The 482-nt window shown below is 67.0% G+C and carries 1 pseudogene; it reads right to left on the reverse strand.

Going from position 1 to position 482, the window contains the following annotated elements:
* A pseudogene (locus P3H15_RS55090) lies at nucleotides 1–192 on the reverse strand (hypothetical protein); the annotation flags it as partial.
* Nucleotides 193–482 lie beyond the last annotated feature (290 nt).

Here is a 482-nt window from a genome sequence, read left to right on the forward strand (position 1 = left end):
GCGGTCGGTGATCCTGGCGAGCGGGGCGGTGGAGGCGACCGGCAACCCGAGCTGTTGGTGCACGTAGGCGACCAGACCTGGGGCGTACTGCAAACCGGGGACGTAGACGTTCAGGTACATCCGGTCGATGCACTCGACCTCGAAGAGCGTGTGCGTGGTCAACACGTCGGCGACGCTGCGCGGTATGGTCATGATGAGCTCCGGACGATCGGGCGGCCAGTAGGCCAACCAACCGCTACGACGGACACCTTGAGGCCGTCCAGACCGACCGCCTGCTGCGCCGGCTTCGTGGTCCGCGGCTTCGGCAAGTGCAGGGCCATCAGAGCGCCCCCTCCCCGTCGGTGTTCTCGTCGTCGGTGTCGTCTTCGTCCTGGTCGTCGGCGAAGGCCGCCCGGATCACCAGATTCACCTCGTGCACATCCTGAGACGACGCCAACGCCGACAGGAGTGGGTCGGTGAGGGGCGTGTCCTTCTCCACCGCC

Origin of the sequence: Rhodococcus sp. T2V (assembly GCF_029269925.1) — a bacterium.
Lineage (GTDB): Bacteria > Actinomycetota > Actinomycetes > Mycobacteriales > Mycobacteriaceae > Rhodococcus_F > Rhodococcus_F koreensis.